The sequence below is a fragment of the Marinilabilia salmonicolor JCM 21150 genome (genome assembly GCF_000259075.1).
Classification (GTDB): domain Bacteria; phylum Bacteroidota; class Bacteroidia; order Bacteroidales; family Marinilabiliaceae; genus Marinilabilia; species Marinilabilia salmonicolor.
Genome location: NZ_AJKI01000001.1, coordinates 53,409 through 74,960, shown reverse-complemented (window position 1 = coordinate 74,960; position 21,552 = coordinate 53,409). Strand labels below are relative to the sequence as shown.

The window sequence follows — 21,552 nt, the reverse complement described above, 5'->3', positions numbered from 1 at the left end:
ACTTTCTGAAAAAATGTTTTTAACCTAACCTATACATAAAATTTCCCTGGGGCAACGCCCCAGGCTATTGCTTAAAGACCTTCGGCCTTTTAAAAACACAACATCATTATGTATTCCTTTAAACGGATAAACCCTCGCTTTTTGGAGGCCTGAATGTTAACACGCGCCACAACAATGGTCTATCCTTACTTTTCATACAAGTTACTTTGGTAAAAGAGCCAATGAATAAAAAACAATAGAAACTTATCTTATCCCCAAAAAATACTTTCACAATTCAAAATTCTTAGTTAACTTTAAATTGCTTTATTACCGACACTTAACTTCATCTTATGAATTATCAATATCAGCTATTCAAACATCAAAAAATACAATCGACCGTCAATAAGACGGTGGTATTTTACAGATGGTTCGAAGATTGAAATGGAGCGTTTTTGACCAGAGCCAATTAGACTCTTTAAAACCCAAAACTTATGGACCTGCTTCAATTACTCCCCGACAACCTTCCTTTCCGGAATATTGCACTCAAAGATGCTCCGCTGACAGTATATGACCAATTGAAGTTGAGTGAATCTTCAACAGCGAAGCTGCCTGCCCTTGGAAGTGAAATAATATTCCAACTTGACCAGGATGCAGGTTTTTCTCTTAAGGTATTAAACCATCCAGAGGATCTGCAAGAAACATCCATGTCAGATTATTTTGAAGAGGATGAAGCTGCTGCTTTTTTTGCAAATCATTCCCTCCTCTCCTACAACCTTTGGGGGAAACTTCAAAGTGAAGGCAACTTGCAGGGCGGGGATATAGGAGGACTTAACATTTCCGCCGGTCAAACAGCAGAAATATCCAAAATCACCCCCCACCCCAACAATATTTCCATAAACCAGGCACTGATTAAAGATCTTCACCACTTCACCGCTCTTTTTTCCGGTTCGGAACAAGCCTCACTACTGAATTCTCTCAAACCACATGCAACAGTGGCTTACGCCTTTACCGGCAATCTGGATTTTGAAATATCCGTTAATCTGGTAAAAATACTATCGGTAGCCTTTGCGCCTGTCTTTTCATTAACACCCGGCCCCAAAGTCCCCCTTTCAATCGACTCATCCATCCAAATAGGTTTTGACGCAGTCAAAAACGACTCCTTTCGAGTTCAAATTGGCAAACAAACAGACGGCAAATTCAAACTTTTGCTCCAAAAAGATAATCTAAAGGACAAAACATTTAGCATTTCGGCCGGACTGAACATCAGCATTCGTGAAAAAGATGCAGAAATCATAACACGAATCATAGATGATTATTTGGAAAAATATCTGGGTAAACCATTAAATGAAATAGAAAGTATTCTGGAACAGGCCGAAGAGATCAGGGCAAACAGCTTTTTAGTGAGTCTTGCTGATAAAATTGCTTTCAATGGCACAGGAGTGCAGCAACTCAGAGAACAATTCAATATTTACAAAAATAAGATTTACGAAGCCAGAAAAAAGGTACAGGAAACAATAACTGCTAGCTTACAAGCCGGAATAGAATACAAGTACCGAAAAGCCAAAAATCAAAGCATCCTGCTTGAAGCAACCCTTTCAAAAGATTTTCTGATTCAGCAAACAGGTAACATCCTCAAACTGAACATCGCTCAACTCATCTCTGAAGCCCGCAAAAATTCACCGGGCATAGAGGTACAAAACTATCTGCTGGAGAAAAATCTGACCGTTGAAGAGCACTTCTCATTTGGGGTCTCTCTGGGAAATATGGCGCTAAAATCTGCCTCGAAGAAAATTTTTGTTTACGACGAAAAGCTTGCAGGACTGGAAAATGAACGAGATATTCAAATGGCTTTTCTGGATGAAAGAAAAGTTACTGTTTGGGGAGAAGAAGCTACTGTAAGAGCATCTCTTGATACCGAAACACCTACTCCAAAACCCTCCCTTACTTACAATGAAGTTGATTGCAACTTTACCCTGACTGCCGAAAAAAGTGACCGTAGAATCCGGCCATGGGACAAAAAAGATCTTCAGCGATTTCTGCAGACAGCCCTTATCTGGAATATCTTTGAAGAAGAGGAATCAGAAGATTTTTTTACATTCATCTGGGAAAACCTTCTAAAAAACAGAGACGTGGAATATGAATGTAAGCTCCACATTCCTCACAACATTTTCCGACAAACCATTGAATCTCTTTCTAAAAATGCTTCGGTTGAGGCCATCAGTGAGGCAATAGCTGCCTCCATTCTGCCCAATAAGTCAGACCAAAGAAGCTTGCTCATTTCAGCGCGAAAAGAATTCTACACACCACTGATTTTAAACTCTTTTGAGGGGAAAGACCTTCTTGCCGGTCTCAATCAGCCTCTCTTTACCAGAAAATATCCGCAATGGAGACAATACGAAATAACGCAGATCAACAATCAGGATTTTTCTGGCACCGACAGCTTTATGGGTATTTCCAACAACCGGACATTCAAACATTTTCAGAAATTGATTTCTGCAATTAATTTACTAAACCATCATATTCAAATCAATAAAGTTGTTGAAGCAAATCTTGAAGGGTCGGTGCTAAAGTTCTTTTTTGAAGCTTTCCATGCAATTGTGAAGGACCCGTCAGGTTTCGCCCAGCGATGGATGGGATATTATCTGCTGACAAGTATTGCCAAAGAATATCCGGAATTCACAACTGCTGTTGTAAATACATTAACCATACAATATCCCGACCAGAACAATAAAAAAACAGCCATTCTGATTGGAGGAAAATAAAATCAAACCACTCAAAAACAAAAATTATGATTGACAATCCGGCTCTTGATATCGCCATCGGCCTGGCTTTTACTTATGGTATTTACAGCCTTATCGCCACTGTAGCCACCGAAATTATTTCCACCTTCCTAAAATTGCGGGGGAAAAATCTTAAAACCACAATAATAAGAATGCTGGACAACGGCTCAGACAAGAAGCAGGTCTCCAAAGAACCGAAAACCTCAGCAAACGGAAAGCTGGATAATGACCTTAGTCAAAAATTTCTTAATCAGCCGGAGATCCGCTTTCTGGGCCGAATCTCCCGCAGCGGAAAAGAACGTTGTCCATCCTACATAAAACCGGCAACATTTGCCAGAGCACTGCTGAACACCATTGATTATCCCTGGTCGGAAAATACCGATCTCTCTACCTTGAAGGAGAAACTAACTCCGGACAACCCCACGCACAAACTCATCATCAATATGCTTGATGAAGCCAATGGCGACATTGCAAAGTTTAAAGATTTATCTGCCCAGTGGTTCAGTGACACCATGGACAGAGCCAGCGGATGGTACAAAAGAAAGACACAGATGATTACCCTTATTGCAGCAGCCATCATCGTTTTCCCGTTAAACCTGAACACCATAGAAATAAGTCGCAAACTCAGTTCTGATAAAGTAGCCAGAATGGAAATGGTAGAAGCTGCAGGTACCTACATTCAAACCTACAGCCTTGTAAACAGAACCAACCAGGACAATCTTGCAAAACTCGACAGTCTGAATGACCAAATGCAAATCCTGCTGGCCGAAGCCGGAAAAACAGAGTCAATTTTGAATATGGATATTCAACCAAAAACACCATCTGATTGGTTTGTCTATATCTTCGGTTGTTTACTGACAGTCATCGCCCTTTCCCTGGGAGCTCCCTTTTGGTTCGATCTGCTCAGCCGGTTTATTAAATTACGAAATACCGGTGTTCCGGAAAAATCAGAAACAAAGAATAACCGGCAAGTTCGAAAGGTTTCGGTAAAAATTTAACCGCTGCATATCAGCTTAGTAGTGCCTTCCTAAAATAGTATTTTTTGATCGCACTACTATGCCCATAATTTATACAAACCAATATTGAGAGGAGGGTGATGACACCTCTAAACCCAGGGCGTTGGCCTGGGCTATTGCTCTCAGGCTTGCAGCCTGTTTACACCTTACCTGTCTTATGTATAAGGTAGGTTAAATATTTCGCCAAAAAAGAAAGGCACTTCTAATAATCATAAAACAATACGACACCTTCAGCGTCGGCATTTCGTATTTTACAAACAAAAAAGGCTGTCTCAAACAAATCATTGAGACAGCCTTTAATATCTGATAGGTACTCTTTATTTCTCTTCTTCCGTCAACAGATGCTCTTCCAGGAATTTCTCCATGGCACCATAAAAGTCAAAGCGGTTTTCTTCGTTTCGGAAACCATGGCCCTCATTGTCTTTCACCATGTATTGTACTTCTACACCCCGTTCTTTTAATGCTTCCACCATCTGATCCGACTCATCTTTGTTTACTCTGGGATCATTAGCTCCCTGAGCAATAAAGAGTGGTGCCTGGATTTTATCAGCATGAAATACCGGTGAAGTCTGACGCAATTGAACACTGTCTTTTTCGGGGTGTCCAACCATTTCGTGCATCATGTCCAAGAGTGGCTCCCAGTAGGGAGGGATGGTATTCAGGAAAGTAAAGAGATTGGAAACACCAACATAATCCACTCCTGCAGCATACAATTCGGGTGTGAAGGTCATTCCGGCAAGAGTCGCGTATCCGCCATAACTACCACCATAAATGGCAACACGGTCAGGATCAGCAATACCCTTTTCTATCAACCAGTTCACACCATCTGTAATATCATCCTGCATAGAGAGGCCCCATTGTTTAAAAGAAGATTCCCAAAATTTCTTTCCATAACCTACCGAACCACGGAAATTCATTTGCAACACCGCAAAACCACGATTGGCCAAAAATTGAATTTCAGGGTTGAAGCCCCAGCTATCACGCGCCCATGGTCCTCCGTGAGGATTCACTACTACCGGAAGATCTTTGGCTTTTTCCATGGTATAACCTTTTGGTAAAGTCAGATAACCATGAATTGTTAATCCATCACGTGACTGATACTTTATGGGCAGTGTCTTGGCCATAATATTTTCATCCAGCCACGGGCTCACATCAGATATCTTTTTAAGCTCATCGGTAGTGGAATCATAGAAATAATAAGCACCCATTGATCGATCGCTGTAAGTACGAACCATTACTTTTTCTTCCTCACGGTCAGTTCCTACAATGCCAATCTCATAGTCACCCAGTTCCTGCTCAAGGCGATTAAACAACTTCCGGGTCTCCTCATCAAAGAAGTGACGTTCACGCTTCCATGAGGTGTAAGAGGCAGTGGTCAACACCTTTCTCTTACGAGAATAACTGAGTCCCGAAACATCGTACTCGTCATTCTCATAAAGTACTTCCTCTACCTCACCTGTCTTTGGATTAAATATTACAGGCACTTCCTTATCCCTATCCAGATTGGAAACCGCATACAACTTCTCATTATCGAAAGTAAAGAAATAAGGATTCAGGGTGTTTTTAAAGTTGGTTTTCAGTACCACTTCAAAAGCATCCTCCTCTGTATCCCGGAAAAGAATCGTTGAATTAACACCATCTTCAATGCCTATAGCTGCGCGAAGTTTACCATCATGGTCAGTTACCCAACCCTGGATATTTCCAGGATTCTCAGCCAGAATGGTAAGCTCACCGGTTACAATATTCAGTCTGTAAGGATCAAAAACACGGGCATCCCGTTGATTGAGGCCAACAATCACCTCATTTTCAATGTCACGAAGTTCATCAATTAAGCGGGTCCGGACACCATCAAACTGTGTGAGTGCCTTCATATCTGCCCCATCACGATTCACAGCGTGCAGAGAGTAATTTTCATCCCCGCCGGTATCTTTCAGAAAGAGAATACGGTTATCGTTGGCCCACATATAACCGGCCACGTCACGTGCAGTTTCAGAAGTCACACGAACAGCAGAATCGCCATCCAACTCCTGAACAAAAATATTCATGCGATCCTCAAATGGAGCCATGTAAGAAAGATAAGTCCCATCCGGAGATATCTGATAAGCTGTTTTATCAGGGTTCTTAAAAAAATCCTCCATTGGTATCTTCGGGGCTTTTTCGATGGTGCCACCGCAACCGGTCATTGTTAATCCTGCCATAAAAGCAACAATAATTAAAGATTTAAAATTCTTCATAAACGTAAAGGTTAAATGGGTAAACAAAATCAGCCCGCTTTATTTCCAGGTTTTCCTAACAGAGTGTTCAAATATCAAGAAATACAAGTAACCTCAATCAAACTTGATGAGGATGCTGGTATTTTACAGATATTTGGTCATTTGAACAGATAGTTTGTGAATAAAACAGGTTAATAAATATCAACCAATAAAATTAACAAAATCCAATTGATATTTACTATATTAGACCATCAAATTAATTAATCATAAATTTAAAAGTGTTGCTTATGTTTACTTCAGGAGAAAAACCAGGAAATGGAACCTACAAATGTCAAAAATGCGGCAAAGAAATTACTCTTGAAAACGATTCGCAGGAGCTGCCGGTTTGCCCGGTTTGCGGACATGAGAAATGGGACAAGATAGGTTAGTCAACCAAACAATTCAGAAAAACAATCCTGCATTCCTTATTCTTAAAGTAGTGCAGGTTTTTTTTCGAAAATTCAGGACTTGCCTGAGTCACAACTGACACAGAAAGCAATTAAAATTTAAGCGACTACTCATCGTACCGGTAACCAGAAGTGGAAGAAAGACCCTTTGCCCGGTTCCGATTCCACACCTATTTTTCCTCCCATCATCTCCACCAGTCGCTGCGAAATAGAAAGTCCCAACCCTGTTCCTTTGGGATTTTCGCTGTCATCTTGAGAAACCTGAAAAAAGCGGTAAAAAATACGCTCGTAATCGGCATTGGAAATACCGATACCCGTGTCCTTCACAAAAAAACACATCTGGCCTTCCTTCAGATAAACCCCGAATTTCACTTCTCCGTCGTGGGTGAACTTTAATGCATTATTAATAAGATTGATAAGCACCTGTTTCACTTTCATTTCATCACATTCAAATGAATGACATGCCGGATGATCCTCCACTTCATAAGATAACTGATTACGGGTATCTGAAGCAAACGGAACAAAAAAACGACGAATTTCTTCAAATGTTGACATCAGATCAACCCGTGAAAATAAAACCGGCATCTGGCCCGTTTCTATTTTTGAGATTGCCAGTACATCATTGATGATATGCAACAATTGTTGCCCGCTGCTAATGATGATATCCAGATAAGTATCCCGGCTGTCCACGTTTAAATCAGGGTCTTTAAGCAATTCTGCAAATCCAAGAACACCATTCATTGGCGTTCGGATTTCGTGACTCATATTGGCCAGAAAAGCAGACTTTAAACGATCACTCTCCTCTGCTTTTTCTTTGGCCTCTATCAATTCCCGATTGATTCCTCTCAGATTCTCTTCTGCCTTACGTCGTTCTCTGAGATCACGAATAACCGCAAGGTAATTTTCAATACTGGTACGTTTAGAATTCATCTCAATTGGGATGGGTTCACCGGTTTTACTAATAATTTCTCTTTCAACAATAACCGATTGTCCCAGATCCAACAAATCAAATCGTAAAGGATTCTCTTTTAACTCCTCAGGATCAAACAAAATGCTTATGTGATGATGAAGAATATCGTGTGCTCCAAAACCAGTCATATTCAGAAAACTACCGTTCACATCCACAATATACCCCCGGGCATCACCAATTAGGATTCCATCGGCAGCATTTTCAACCACCGACCGATATTTATTTTCGCTCTCCAATAATTTTTGTTCAGCAGTTTTTCGGGCAGTTATATCAACGACTGTGGACACTCTGAAAGTTCTATTCTCGTATTCAAAAGTACGTCCCCTGATCTCGGCACTGAAAAGTGTACCGTCTTTTCGAAGTCCTATGGCTTCATATGCCTCCGAATCCCTGCTCTCTATCTTCTTTCGGATTATATCCCGGTGTTCGGGAATAAAAACAGAAGAAGCAGCTTTTCCGATTATTTCCTGATAGGAATACCCAAACATCTCACATCCACTGTGATTGGCCTCAATGCAAAAACCGTTTTCGAGAATAAAAATCCCTTCGTAGGCGGCTTCAGCCAGAATTCTGAATCTATGATCCATAGACCAAAAGGAACTCTTTGAGTTTTCATCGATAAAATAGCCAAGCTTTTCTTCAAGGTATTTTACGCGAACCTCAAGTTCCCTGTTGGAAAGATATTCTGTCATCGTCAAAAAAAAGTAGTTGTCTGAAAAATATAGAAAGATTACTCCTCCGTATAATGGTCAAGAAAAAAGAAGCATCCCCAATGGAAATATACGTATTTTTCGTGACGATGAACAGATTCGGCTGATTTTAACCTGTAAAATCAAAAACTTAAAACTTTCCAATCCTCCTTCAGATACCCTGTTAATGGTTCTCCCATCGGAACAACTTCTATTCCCAATTGCTCAAGATCTTCAGCCACTCCATACTCTCCGGCACAAACACTGCAAGCCTGAACTTTTATCCCGGATTTCATAAGACCTTTGACTTTTTCCTGAAGCCCGGCATCTTCGGCCAGCAATTTGGTGGATGGCCCCCACACAATCAGCACAACATCAGTGAACCAACCTTTCATTTTGGCACCCTGCGTGTACATTAGAACAACTTTTTCAGCTACATCTTTGTCTCTGCTTGACCAGATTACAGCTAGTTTTTCTGAGTTTTTCATGAACAATTTATTTTAAATTCAAAACTTAACAATACTACTAAACATCTAAATTTATTCATTTGTTCTTAAGACATCCCAAAACTGAGAATCATTCGTATAGATTTTTTTTATTATGCTCGAATGGAACTCACAATCCTTTTATACATATACTTTCCCCGACGTATCGGGGCAGGAAGTGGCAAATTTCTTACCAAACAAAGCGGCATGGCCGTGGAAGGAATTAAACTTCCATGCTCATTACATTTCGCATAAATGGAATATTCAAACATTGCTATTACACTTAATTGCTTTCACAGATTTATTTCTTTTCACAACAAAACAAAGAACCTTATTCTTTTGAAAAAACAGTATGTAGTTTCTGTCCATAAAGTACCACTTGCGTCGTTACGCTTGCCGCCAAAATACTCATTTACGATTAGTAAACTCCGTTTTTGGCGACTTGCGCCACCCATCGGTCGCCAAAGGCTTGCCGACGGCACGGCGCTAAAGCTTTAGGTGGCACGCGGTCGCAAGCCTAGCAATTGGCACTTTTTGACCAGAAACAGGACTAAAAACAAATTTTGCTTAGTTTATGAGCAGACTCTATGTATATTTGTAGTGTTACGATTTTTTAATTTCGTGTCACTTTTTTTTCATAAAAGCTCAATAAATAAATTGATAATGCATTCTTTTTTCTATGCCACCTGCTTCTTCTCAAGGCAGAAGAAACATTCTGTAATCATTTTAATATTTTCCTTGTTGTTAAGTTCATCCGCATATTCCCAAACAATATTCGGTAAGGTAACGGATCAGAGGACATCAGAACCTCTTGTGGGGGCAGTACTGCAGTTATTGCCACAGAAAACAGGAACCATTACCTCCGAAAGAGGGCACTTTAGCTTTGAAAATCTTAAGCCCGGGGAATACACTCTTCAATGCTCTTATATGGGATATCAAACTGTGGAAAAACATATCACTCTGGCCAACAAAGAAGAAAAGATAAATTTTGAATTACCACGAAGCATCAGACAGATTGATGAAATTACAGTGCAGGGAAACATCACCGGTCCTGTAAAACAAACCGGCGACGTGTTGTTTACCGGAACAGCCATTACCCAAAAAGGCATCAAAGCAATGGGAGTCGGAGCCAATAACAGCGTGTACCTGTCATTGGATATTATTCCCGGCATTGCAGTTGAAACCAATGATCCATACGGACTATCCGAAAAAACTGTCAGAATCAGAGGCGTAAAAAGTAATTTCAGTGGAATGACCATTGAAGGTTTTCCAAACTATGGAATCATGCCAATAGGAGCACGTGACGACATTTACGACATGGAAAACATGGAAAGTATTTCAATTTACAAAGGTGCCACCCCGGCCGATTTGGGAACAGCAACCGGCAGCAAAGGCGGAGTCATTGAATTAAAATATGAGCGACCAGCTGATTCTTTAAAATTCAAGATCAAACAATTAGCCGGCAACAAGTCCTATTTGCGCTCTTTTGCCCGGATTGACTTAGGTAGGCTGACAGAAGTCACTTCAGCCTTTGTGTCCATTTCGCGTTCAGGTTCCGACAAGTGGAAAGGCAACGGAGAACTGGGCCCCCGATACAATACAACACTTGGAATCGAACAGAAATTTGGAGCATCTACGAACCTTAACCTTTTTGCCAATTACAATACCATTGACAGACACCATTTCAGAAAACTGAATTTTGAGCAGGCATCGGACATTGAGAATACTTACATGATAAGCTACAATACAGGGTTAAAAAATAATCCTGCAGAAGATCAATTCTATTTCGATTTCAATCGGGGAACTTATACCAATCAGGATGTAATGGTTCTTCTCTCCCATTCGCTCTCCCCGGCTACACATTTGCTCTTAAGAACCTATTACTCCAACGAAGATGCGCTCTACAAAGAGACATTAATACGCGGCCCCGGTTATTTTCTATTAGACCGGAAAAGGGATACAGAACGAACAGGGGTCATTCCTGAAATAGAAAGCTCATTTTGGAAATTTGAATACACTTTGGGATATTGGTTTGAATCTGCCTCCAACAGTGCCAATGTTTACAATAACAGAATTACTTCAGATGGTGTTATTCCTGCAGGATATGGATTTTTCACGATTACCGAAGACAACAGCCAAATACATAGTCCTTATGCAAAAATAGCATGGTCAACAGGTCGATTCAAGCTACAGGGAGGAATTAAGTATTTCAGTTATACTGAACCGGCTGCACAGCGCTTTACATCTGAGACTCCGGAACGTTTGTCAGCAGAACCCAATCCTAATCTTTATACAGAAACAATGACCTATCAGGCGTTACTCCCTTCCTTCGGAATAGGATACAAAATCAACACGCATCTGAACATCTACCTAAACTATGGCAAAAACTATATGCGCCCCTATATGTACAGTCCCATCATCAGCCTGTACACTAATAACATGGAAACATTCAACCAACAAAACATGACACTTCAGGACATCTTTGATGAATGGAAAATGGAAACCTCCGATAACATTGATTTAGGCATCCGTTTCTCCTCTGATTATTTTTCATTGTCGTCTTCACTCTTTTGGGCAAAACACAAGAACGTATTGGCATCAACATTCAACCCTGCTGTACAACTCGATTATTTTCAAAACTCAGGAATGCTAACCGGTTATGGAATAGACCTTGAATTGTATGTGAAGCCAATGAAGTCTGTTCTGATATTCCTGAACCCTGCATGGAACTCGATGAGTTATGATGAAAACCTTGAGCAAGGCAACGAAACAATAAGAACAAAAGGAAATCAAATACCGGCGACACCCATATTTAGCATAAAATCAGGCATCACCCAAACCACTGGAAGACTCAATACTTCTTTATTTGTTAAACACACCGGAACCCGCTTCGGGAATGCTACCAACACAGAAAAGATAGCCGCTTATGCCATTAGTGATTTCAGGGCTGATTATGCCATTGGAAACATCTTAAAACACATAGATCTGAAAGTTAACCTGGAAGTTTCCAATATTCTAAATCAAAAATATGTGGGAGCCATTGATGTTTCGGATGATACCCGTGGCGGGAGTGCCTCCTACTTCGCCGGTACACCACGCAGCATTGTGGCAGGAGTGGAATTGGAATTCTGATAAACAAAAAGAGCGAATAAGTGTTTAGATAGTGCCCGTCTATAAAGTCGGGAAAGTTTGTAAAAAGTCATGTGTCTGGTCAGAAAGTGCCAGTTGCAAGGCTTGCGAAGCCGCCAAAAACGGAGTTTACTTGGGTAAATGAGTATTTTGGCGGCAAGCGTAACGACGCAAATGGTACTTTATGGACAGACACTAGATAATAGCTTTCTGACAAACACTGACGAACAACATTTCCACTTCTAAAACCTAAATCGTCATGCTCGAAAAAAAACACATTACTTTTACCGGGATTTTTACAGCTGTTGCTGTTTTATTGTGGATATTTCTTTCCTCCACAACCTCTACCGGATGTGCATCTCCATCCACTCAACAGGAAAACAGTCAGCCCCGACCAGCTGCTGAGTTGTATGAAAATTACTGTGCCAGTTGCCATGGTATGTACATGGAGCGATTTGCAGGAGCAGACAGACAAGCTATGTTTGCCATGCCTCAAAACGAAATGGAACGCATTATACGCGAAGGGGAATATGAGACTGGGATGCCTGCCTTTGGTGATGTTTTCTCTGACGAGGAGACAAAGGCCGTTGCCGAATATATTCTTACCGATATTAAAGAAGAGGCAAATGCTCATGAATATCGTCCCGGATTTCCCAAAATTGTCCAAAGCGATGCACTATCGTTCCGGATTGACACTGTTGCATCTGGCTTAGGTATTCCCTGGGGAATGACATGGCTACCCAACGGAGAATTATTGGTTACAGAAAGAGGCGGTCAACTCTTTCGCTTCAAGGACAAGACATTTCAGGGACTGATAGAAGACGTGCCGGAGATATATGCCAACGGGCAGGGAGGGTTGCTTGACATTACCCTGCACCCTGATTACGAAGAAAACGGATGGATTTACATTGCCTACTCCAAACCGGAAGGTAAAGGCGGCAACACAGCCATTATGAGAGCGCGATTATATGGCAACCGCCTCATCGACAAGGAGGAGATCTTCAAGGCACAGCCCAACACCCGCAGTGGTGTACACTTTGGTTGCCAGCTGGCCTTTGACAAGGACAACTATCTGTTTTTCTCTGTCGGGGAGCGTGGAAATCCGCCAAATGCACAGGATTTAACCAACCATTGCGGAAAAATTCACCGCATCCATGACGATGGAAATATTCCGGAGGATAATCCTTTTGTGGACACCAAAGATGCCATGCCCAGCATCTGGTCATACGGGCACCGAAACCCTCAAGGACTTGCATTTCATCCCGAAACAGGCCTTTTGTGGGAAACAGAACATGGTCCCAAAGGTGGGGATGAAATCAACATCATTCAAAAAGGGAAGAATTACGGATGGCCGGAAATCACCTATGGCATCAACTACGATGGCACCATTATCACCGAAGACACTGTTAAGGCAGGCATGCAACAACCCGTAATGCAATGGACTCCTTCCATCGCACCTTGTGGAATGGCCTTTGCTGATGCTGAAACATATCCGCAATGGGCCAACGATATATTCTCCGGTTCTTTAAGTTTCAGATACGTAGTGCGAACCTCACTCAACGATCAGGAAGCCGTTAAGGATGAAATTCTGCTTAGAGAAGCAGGCAGAGTGCGCTCCATAGAAACCGGTCCGGATGGATACCTTTACATTGGGGTGGAAAATCCGGGATATGTATTCAGCCTGATACCTGTTGAATGATTTTTGCCCCTTAAACAACACGAAGGGAGGACTTGATAAAGATTAGCGAAGAAGAATTAAGAGCTGATTGAAATCTCTTAAACAGGACAACAACACTTAATGAATCAATATCTCAAAACTTTTTTCATGCTCGTACTGCTGGCTTATTCTGCCAGTAGTTACGGGCAGTTTTTTGGTCGGATAGTTGATGCTCAGACCGGACAGCCTGTTGAGGGAGCAAAACTGCTAAAAGATAAATCAACATTAGCGGTCAGTTCTCACTCCGGGCACTTTTCTTTTTCGGGTGATGCATCTATGCAGGTTACCGTAAGCCATCCCGATTACAAAACCATGCAAGAATCAATAGAGCCTGACAGAGAACTGTTTTTTTTGCTTATCCCGTCAGAACTAAAAATTGATGAGATCACCATTTCAGCCCCACTGCTCAATTACCGTAACAAAGAGGTACCAGCCGGTTTTTCTCTTATTACTGCTGATTCCATTCACCCCAGCCTTTCTGCCATCGAAGTACTGGAACGATCACCGGGGATAGTCATGCAAAAAGGAGCCTTAAACACAGGACGTGTCATGATTCGGGGAATTGGCAGCCGATCACCTTATGCCACCACAAGAGTCAGAGCCTACCTGGATGACATCCCCCTGACCTCAGGGGATGGTAATACCACCATTGAAGACCTGGAAATGCAAAACATTGCACGTACAGAAATTGTCAGAGGCCCTTCCTCTGCTCTTTACGGCAGCGGGCTGGGGGGTGTTATCATTTTTCATCCCGATCACACACAATCACATCCCCTCACCACAGAGGCATTGATGCAATACGGCCCGTTTGGTCAAACAAAAACGCTTCTGAATGCCGGTTTTCGCCACAACAAATCCGTTGTAAAAACCAATGTTGCTCATACACAAACAGACGGTTTTCGCCAAAACAGCAACTATGAAAGATGGAACGGTCAACTACTCTTTCGCCATCATTTCGGGAATCATGCTTTGTTCTTTCTGTCCAACTACACTCATTTGAATGCACAAATCCCCAGTTCTCTCGATGAACCCACTTATCAGAAAACGCCAGACAAGGCAGCAACAAACTGGCTGGCTGTGAAAGGATCTGAGCAATACGACAAATGGTTGAGCGGAGTGACCCTGAAATCAGATCTTACAAACAAAATCACCAACAAAGCCGCTCTTTTTCTGAATCACATCAATGCCTTTGAAAGCAGACCATTCAACATTCTGGATGATCAGATGCTCACTTATGGGTTGCGAAATGAACTCTCCATAAATCTTAGCATGTTAAACATTATCGGAGGAGCGGAAATCTTTAATGAGCGTTATGACTGGCAATTGATGGAAACCAATAATGGTGTACCCGGATCAAAGTTCAGCGACAACCATGAAACTCGTTTCTTTGCCAATTTTTTTGCCAAGGGTGATATAGACCTTTCCGAAAAATGGAGACTTTCTGCCGGGGCCAACCTTAATTTCCTGTCATTTGAGCTTGAAGACAACTTCAATGATCAGCAGGATTTATCAGGAAGCTATCAATATGACCCGGTTTTATCTCCCCGGATAGGAATCACCGGAACCATAAATCCTAAGATGACAATGTACGCCTCCGCAGGCCATGGTTTTTCTCCACCAAGTGTTGAGGAAACCTTACTTCCCGAAGGAAACATCAACCCGGATCTGCAACCGGAAGAGGGATGGAATTACGATCTGGGGGTGCGCGGAAACCTCTTCAACAATCATCTTTACTTCGACATTACCGGATATTTTGTAAGTTTAAAAAACCTGCTGGTAACCAAGCGGGAAACGGAAGAGATTTTCTATGGTATCAATGCAGGAACCACCAGCCATTATGGATTGGAATCCGCATTTAAACTAAAAATGTTTAATTCCTCCGGGGTATGGTCAGGATCTTTGAACCTCAACCACACCTGGATGAAAAATCGATTTGAAAATTTTATCGACAACGATGAAGACTATTCAGGAAATCAACTACCGGGAATTCCGGATCAGCATTTACAAACCATCGCCAACCTTGGATTCAAAAACAAAACATTCCTGCAATTTATCTGGCGATACTCGGGAAAGATGTATCTGGATGATGCAAACATAAAAACCTACAGCGGGCATCACATCTTTGACGTTTCCCTTTCAAAACGAATACAAACAGGAGGAAACACCGCTTTAAACATCCAGGGAGGGATCAATAATATATTTGACCGGCATTATGCGGGCATGGTACTGGTCAATGCGCCTTCTTTTGGGAACAATCTGCCCCGATACTATTATCCCGGTGCCCCTGCCAATGGTTATATTCGAATCATTTTCAGGTTTACAAAACAATAGTTCCCTCAAGATATGTCCTGGCACTTCCGGCTATTTCACAACGTTCCCCCAAATATTTACAAACAAGCTCTCCTCCTCTTTTAGACACCTGATGAGCTAAAAATTCCTTTTTCTGAAGTCGTTCTGCCCAGTAGGGAACCAATACCGTATGTGCCGAACCGGTTACAGGGTCTTCCGGGATTCCCAGTTGAGGTGCAAAAAAACGGGAGACAAAGTCAATACCATCGGTACCCGGGGCAGTAATAATGACTCCTTCGGCATCCAACTTTTTAATGACATCAAGGTTGGGAATTGCATTCCGGACAAACTGCTCATCCTCGAAAACAAACAAATAATCAGCACGGCCCTTGAATACAGCCACCGGTTCACGTTCAAAGCAGCCTGAAATCTTTACAATAGATCTCTGCTCCACCGGTTTATCAGAAGGAAAATTAAGCACATATTTATCATCCGCTTTTCGCACAGTCAACTGTCCACTTCGGGATTTGAACTGCAGTTGACTACCGGTATATCCCAAATGCTTGAATAACACATGAGACGTGGCAAGAGTAGCATGACCACAAAGGTCCACCTCCACATCAGGAGTAAACCATCGAATGTGGTAAGAATTACCTTCAGGGATGAAGAAGGCAGTCTCTGACAGATTGTTTTCCATCGCAATGTTCTGCAGTTCCGTATCCGGAAGCCATTGGTCCATGGGGACAACTGCAGCTGGGTTGCCTCCGAAAACCTGATCGGTGAAGGCATCTACCTGAAATACGTTATAGGTCATGAGTGTTCGTAAATAAAATTCATGAATTTTATTTACTGCCGTAGCAGTAAGGGGCTGAGACTAAGGTCGAGGTTGAGGTCGAGACTAAGGCTGAGGTTGAGCTTGAGAGTAAGACACCACTACTCCCAGATACTCCAACTTGTCTGATCCAGCCATGCCGTTAGGATTGCAGCCGGGAAGTCCTTCAGGAATTTCCACACCCAGCTTTCCGTAGTGCTCAACCCATCCTTCATGAAACGCTCCGCTCTCAGGGTCTTTGAATGTCATTGGATCAAGCGCAAAAACGGAATCGGTGGCAAAAGCATACCACACCAATTCACTGCAATAATAGCCACTATCTTCAATGATATAAGTATAATTATAGGGTTCCCCAATAAGAGCGGTTGCCCGTTCCATAGCTTCCGGAATAGCATCCCGAAAATCACTTTTCAGGCGATAGGCCTCAACATATAAAGTATCTCCACCTCCATCATTCATAAAATCTTTAAGTGTTTCTCTATCTACCCCCTTACTGCCATCTGAATGGATTACAAATATATTGTTATCCACTACTTCCGCAAGTCCCACATGAGAAAAATGCTTCCCTGCTTCGGTTTGAGTAACTTCATCAATGGCTGTGGAAAGAGCAGAAGGCGTTTTTCCTCTGAAAAGCAAATCACCGGTTCTGATACTCATTTCATCTTTATTGTCACAACCTGAAACAAACATCGCCGTGATCATAAACAACACAATATATTTATCCAACATATCTTAATTCAAAAAAAACAATAATTGGAATCTGATTTCAGATTCACCCCCGAAAATCCCGGAACAAAAACACTAACTCTTCTTGAAATCCTCCCTGGCAAGTGTAAGTAACGAAATTTCATCCGGAAAAACTCTACCAAATAAACGACAAAAATATGGTTCATCATAATAATACACCTCACACCACAATTATTTGACCACTTGCCGTTGGTTGTATTAAATTTGACAGAGGGAATTAAAAAAAATGCACTTTTGTCTCATAAAAAGAGCAAAAACTCAACAAATTATCAATAAAAACACATTTTTACTTTATTTTATTAAGTAAAAGCACATTTTTTATTACATTTGCACATCCAAAAAGTCAAAACCTCTAACATATTTTTTATGAATGATTCAAAAGTACTAAAGTACGTTGAGGATTTTATGGCCAATGTCAAAGCCAAAAATCCAAATGAACCCGAATTTCATCAGGCCGTTCAGGAAGTAGTGGAAAGCCTTGCGCCTTTTATTCTTGAAAATCCTGTTTTGATGAAAAACAAGGTTTTGGAAAGAATGACCGAACCTGAAAGAATAATCAGCTTCCGTGTACCCTGGGTAGATGATCAGGGCGAGATCCAGATAAACAAAGGGTACCGTGTTCAAATGAACAGTGCCATCGGACCTTACAAAGGAGGACTCCGTTTTCACGCCTCAGTTAACCAGAGCATATTAAAGTTCCTTGCCTTTGAGCAGGTGCTTAAGAACAGTCTTACTTCACTACCCATGGGCGGTGGAAAAGGAGGATCAGACTTCAATCCTAAAGGAAAATCAGACAATGAAGTGATGCGTTTCTGTCAGTCTTTTGTAACTGAATTAGAGCGCCATATTGGTCCAAACACCGACGTGCCTGCAGGAGATATTGGAGTAGGTGGTCGTGAAATCGGATTCATTTTCGGTCAGTATAAACGTTTGGCAAATGCTTTCCAGGGAACCTTCACAGGGAAAGGTGCTGAATGGGGTGGAAGTCCGCTTCGTCCTGAAGCTACAGGATACGGTGCTGTATATTTTGCGCAGGAGATGATGGCAACCAAAGGTGAGAGTTTCAAAGGAAAAACCGTTGCTGTAAGTGGATCAGGAAACGTTGCCCAGTATGCAGTAGAGAAAGTTCTTGAGCTGGGAGGAAAACCCGTTACCTTATCTGATTCAAGCGGATACATCTATGACCCCAAAGGTATTGATGCAGAGAAACTGGAATACGTAAAACTGCTTAAGAATGCAATTCGCGGACGTATTAAAGAATATGCAGAAAAATATCCAGAAGCTGAATATCATGAAGGTGAAAGACCCTGGAGTGTTAAGTGTGACGTGGCCATTCCTTCTGCAACTCAAAACGAACTGAACGGAGACGATGCTCATACCCTCATCGAAAACGGATGCATCTGCGTGTCAGAGGGAGCCAACATGCCTTCGACTCCGGAAGCAGTTGATCTTTTCCATGAGAAAAAGATTCTTTTCGGTCCCGGAAAAGCGGCTAATGCAGGTGGAGTATCCGTATCAGGACTCGAAATGTCTCAAAATTCGATGCGCATTTCCTGGACACCTGAAGAGGTTGATGAAAAACTGAAAACCATCATGAAAAACATTCATGAAGCATGTGTGAAGCATGGTAAGGAAGAAGGTGGATTTGTCAATTATGTAAAAGGAGCTAATGTCAGCGGATTCATCAAAGTTGCTAATGCCATGCTGGCCCAGGGAGTTGTTTAATACAACACCAGTTTCTAAGCCAAGAACAATAAATTGAATACGCACAGGAGCTTTGCTGTGGAACGCGTTCCTTTACCTATACCATACATACCCTTTGTCTTTAGATCGAACGCACCCGGTAAATGCTCTTCTATAAAAAATCCGCAGGATGAATTTCCGGCGGATTTTTTTTGTCATTAGACCAATAAGCACTTACAATAAGATATGGCTTAGTTTATAGTAGCGTGAGGATGTTTAAGGATTGCTTCGGGCTGAGCCCTCGCAATGACAGATCTTTGTAATAAACAAAAAATCAGATAATTAATAGTTGGCCCCCATTCGGGAACCTGATTCATTTGTTATGCCAACCCCGGGATACCCACCCGGGGTTATTCAAATTGGCCCCTTCCAGGGACCTCCCATACATCAAACGGGTCTGAACCGGTTCAATGTTTTCTCACATCTCCTCCACCCGATTCGCTTATCTTCACTTCTTTTCCGGAGCCATAATAATCCACATCAGCACCACCGCTGGCAGAAGCTTCAATCTCGTCAGTCACATATACCTCAATATCGGCACCTCCTGAAGCGGAGGCAAAAACTTTTTTCGCTTGCAATTCTTTGGCATTAATATCAGCACCACCACTGGACTCTGCATGGAGTACTTCAGTCTGGCCTTCAATGCTAAGGTCGGCTCCACCACTTGAATGTAAAATCACAGAAACTGCCCTGACACTCACTTCGGCATCAGCACCACCTGAACAATTAATCTCAATACGATCAGCACTCAACTCCCCTACTGATTTTAAATCAGCTCCTCCTGAGGAGGACAATTTTGTTACTTCGGGCATTGTTACATAAACATTTACCTCCCCGTTCCAAAACCAGCTAAAGAAATTCGTCTTTAGATAAACATTGAGACGGTTACCCTTCAGTTCGGTAACAAGATTATCAATAGCATCCTCATCTCCTTCCACAATAATTTCATAATCGTCACCCTGTTTCAGAAACAAGTCCACCCCGGAGGAGACACTCACTTCATCAAAAGCACCAGAGACCCGGCGCTCTTCTCTTTCCTGGCCTGCTACGGTATTAAATCCTCCTGCAAAAACAATGGCAAGCAATGACCAAATCAAAAATATTTTCTTCATAACGGCTATTTTAATGGTTACAGAAATATAAAGTCTGACGCCTCAATTGGCAGATAAGTTACAACCTTTTAAGAAAAGTTTTTAACAATTTATAGAAGTGTTTACATCAAGAGTTTATATTTTCGTGACCGATTTTAAACCATCAAAAAAAATATAATGAATTCAAATCGCCCGCTTTCCTTTCCAAGAAAAACCATTCTTGGCATCCAGTTTTTGTTTGTAGCCTTCGGGGCCACTGTCCTGGTTCCGCTGTTAGTCGGCATTAGCCCATCCATCGCTTTATTTACCGCAGGGATCGGAACCCTCATTTTCCATTTTATTACCAAAGGAAAAGTGCCTGTATTCCTTGGCAGTAGTTTTGCGTTTGTGGCTCCGATAGTAGAAGCTACCAGATTGTTTGGGTTCCCGGGAACACTTTCGGGCATCATCGCCGTTGGATTGGTTTACGGCATCATGTCTGCCATTGTAAAATGGCGGGGACCAGCTCTGATTGACAAAGTGTTCCCTTCAGTAGTGGTAGGGCCTGTAATCGTTGTCATTGGTCTGTCTCTTGCTTCCACCGGAGTAGATATGGCCTCTCAAAACTGGCTGTTGGCACTCATAGCACTGCTTACTGCCATTGTTGTAGTAGTTTTCGCCAATGGCATGATAAAGCTAATTCCTATATTTCTGGGAATCGTCGCCGGATATGTGGCCTCCATATTTACAGGAGACGTAGATTTCACAAAAATCACCGAAGCTGCCTGGATCTCACTACCAGCATTTCAGGCACCCAGCTTCAGCTGGTCAGCCATTATATACATGATTCCTGTAGCCATTGCCCCATTGATTGAACACATTGGAGACATGTACGCCATCGGCGCCGTTTCCGGAAAAAACTACGTTAAAGACCCTGGATTGCAACGCACGATGCTGGGAGATGGGATTGCCACAGCAGTGGCCGGAAGTATGGGAAGTATTCCCAACACTACTTATTCTGAAGTAACCGGTGCCATTTCCCTCACAAAAGTCACTGATCCGGTTGTGTTAAGAATTTCAGCCATCACCGCCATTGTTTTTTCAGTACTGGGAAAAGTCAGCGGGTTTCTGGAATCTATTCCGGGTGCCGTTCTTGGTGGAATTATGCTGCTGTTATTCGGTATGATTGCCAGTGTGGGTATAAAAACTCTGATAGATTCTAAAACAAATGTCAATAAAACGCGTAATCAGGTCATTATTTCAGTGATTCTGACCGTAGGTATTGGTGGAGCAGTCATTCAGTTTGGCAATTTTTCATTAGCCGGAATCGGACTGGCAGCAGTAACCGGTGTTTTATTGAACCTTATCCTCCCCGACAAGTCCAAACCCGTAAAAATGAAGAAGTAACAAACCGAACCAAATGGCACAATAATTGTTTAATTATAAA

Annotated in this window: 14 protein-coding genes; 8 read left to right on the top strand and 6 right to left on the bottom strand. The window is 42.0% G+C overall.

The genetic code is table 11. The features are described from left to right. Positions 1–470 precede the first annotated feature (470 nt). Both W7W_RS0100270 and W7W_RS0100265 read left to right on the top strand, forming a co-directional pair. Positions 471–2,741 (top strand): hypothetical protein, encoded by a 2,271-nt coding sequence (locus W7W_RS0100270; protein WP_010661878.1) that lies wholly within the window; start codon positions 471–473, stop codon positions 2,739–2,741. Between the two features lie 26 nt (positions 2,742–2,767). Then, entirely contained in the window at positions 2,768–3,757 is a 990-nt protein-coding gene (locus W7W_RS0100265) for a hypothetical protein (protein WP_010661877.1), read from the top strand. 335 nt (positions 3,758–4,092) lie between these two features. On the opposite strand, the gene W7W_RS0100260 is transcribed toward W7W_RS0100265, so the two are convergent. Next, a complete protein-coding gene (locus W7W_RS0100260; RefSeq protein ID WP_010661876.1) occupies positions 4,093–6,009 on the bottom strand; it encodes a S9 family peptidase in 1,917 nt (638 codons plus the stop codon). Between the two features lie 266 nt (positions 6,010–6,275). Here W7W_RS0100260 and W7W_RS0100250 point away from each other — a divergent pair, with 266 nt between their 5' ends. Continuing rightward, complete coding sequence (locus W7W_RS0100250) at positions 6,276–6,416, top strand: zinc ribbon-containing protein (protein ID WP_010661875.1); 141 nt, start codon at positions 6,276–6,278, stop codon at positions 6,414–6,416. Positions 6,417–6,545: 129 nt separating this feature from the next. Here W7W_RS0100250 and W7W_RS21455 read toward each other — a convergent pair whose 3' ends face one another. Next, the gene (locus W7W_RS21455; protein WP_010661874.1) at positions 6,546–8,096 is read right to left on the bottom strand and encodes a PAS domain-containing hybrid sensor histidine kinase/response regulator; all 1,551 of its coding nucleotides are present in this window, start codon (positions 8,094–8,096) and stop codon (positions 6,546–6,548) included. 140 nt (positions 8,097–8,236) lie between these two features. Continuing rightward, positions 8,237–8,581: a DsrE family protein gene (locus tag W7W_RS0100240; protein WP_010661873.1), complete on the bottom strand. Its 345-nt coding sequence runs from the start codon at positions 8,579–8,581 to the stop codon at positions 8,237–8,239. 660 nt (positions 8,582–9,241) lie between these two features. On the opposite strand from W7W_RS0100240, the gene W7W_RS0100230 reads away from it, so the two are divergent. From W7W_RS0100230 to W7W_RS0100220, 3 genes are all read left to right on the top strand, one after another. Further along, positions 9,242–11,710, top strand: coding sequence for a TonB-dependent receptor (locus W7W_RS0100230; protein ID WP_010661872.1), 2,469 nt, complete (start codon positions 9,242–9,244; stop codon positions 11,708–11,710). Between the two features lie 256 nt (positions 11,711–11,966). Continuing rightward, a complete protein-coding gene (locus tag W7W_RS0100225) occupies positions 11,967–13,406 on the top strand; it encodes a PQQ-dependent sugar dehydrogenase (RefSeq protein ID WP_010661871.1) in 1,440 nt (479 codons plus the stop codon). Positions 13,407–13,532: 126 nt separating this feature from the next. Next, positions 13,533–15,755, top strand: coding sequence for a TonB-dependent receptor (locus W7W_RS0100220; RefSeq protein ID WP_157202418.1), 2,223 nt, complete (start codon positions 13,533–13,535; stop codon positions 15,753–15,755). Here the strand turns inward: W7W_RS0100220 and W7W_RS0100215 are convergent. Further along, positions 15,742–16,527 carry a PhzF family phenazine biosynthesis protein gene (locus W7W_RS0100215; protein WP_010661869.1) on the bottom strand — a complete coding sequence of 262 codons (786 nt, stop codon included), beginning with the start codon at positions 16,525–16,527 and terminating at the stop codon, positions 15,742–15,744. The genes W7W_RS0100220 and W7W_RS0100215 overlap by 14 nt on opposite strands. 84 nt (positions 16,528–16,611) lie before the next feature. Continuing rightward, the gene (locus W7W_RS0100210; protein WP_036163420.1) at positions 16,612–17,202 is read right to left on the bottom strand and encodes a YiiX/YebB-like N1pC/P60 family cysteine hydrolase; all 591 of its coding nucleotides are present in this window, start codon (positions 17,200–17,202) and stop codon (positions 16,612–16,614) included. Between the two features lie 456 nt (positions 17,203–17,658). Here W7W_RS0100210 and gdhA point away from each other — a divergent pair, with 456 nt between their 5' ends. After that, entirely contained in the window at positions 17,659–19,017 is a 1,359-nt protein-coding gene (gene gdhA / locus W7W_RS0100205) for an NADP-specific glutamate dehydrogenase (protein WP_010661867.1), read from the top strand. Between the two features lie 425 nt (positions 19,018–19,442). Here the strand turns inward: gdhA and W7W_RS0100200 are convergent, their stop codons facing one another. Then, positions 19,443–20,147: a head GIN domain-containing protein gene (locus W7W_RS0100200; RefSeq protein WP_010661866.1), complete on the bottom strand. Its 705-nt coding sequence runs from the start codon at positions 20,145–20,147 to the stop codon at positions 19,443–19,445. 156 nt (positions 20,148–20,303) lie between these two features. On the opposite strand from W7W_RS0100200, the gene W7W_RS0100195 reads away from it, so the two are divergent. After that, positions 20,304–21,512, top strand: coding sequence for a uracil-xanthine permease family protein (locus W7W_RS0100195; protein WP_010661865.1), 1,209 nt, complete (start codon positions 20,304–20,306; stop codon positions 21,510–21,512). Positions 21,513–21,552 lie beyond the last annotated feature (40 nt).